This is a genomic window from Neisseria sp. P0008.S004 (assembly GCF_051962755.1).
Lineage (GTDB): Bacteria > Pseudomonadota > Gammaproteobacteria > Burkholderiales > Neisseriaceae > Neisseria > Neisseria subflava_A.
This window is the reverse complement of the sequence record NZ_JBQCUZ010000065.1, coordinates 1-232: the sequence shown is the minus strand read 5'-3', so window position 1 is coordinate 232 and position 232 is coordinate 1. Positions and strand designations below refer to the sequence as shown.

Here is a 232-nt window from a genome sequence, read left to right as displayed (position 1 = left end):
GGGCTGGCTGAGTCATCGGCAATGGCACCGCAGCCTGCTCGGCATGATCGGGCCAGCCATCGTGTTCGCCGGAACCGTCTGGCTGCTTGGCAACTGGTGGACAGCACGCCTCGTATACACCGGCCTAGCCCTGATGATCGGCGTGTCGATCTGGGACTTGGTTTCGCCGGTAAATCGCCGCTGCGGCCCGGATGGCTGCGAACTCCCCGCGAAACACGACTGACTGCGTGAG

Annotated in this window: 1 protein-coding gene; it reads left to right on the top strand. The window is 64.2% G+C overall.

Translation table 11 applies throughout. The annotated features are described in order from the left end of the window. Positions 1-223: MerC family mercury resistance protein (locus tag ACTHSW_RS10955; RefSeq protein WP_440373934.1), on the top strand; the 223-nt coding region annotated here is incomplete at its 5' end. Between the last annotated feature and the right edge of the window lie 9 nt (positions 224-232).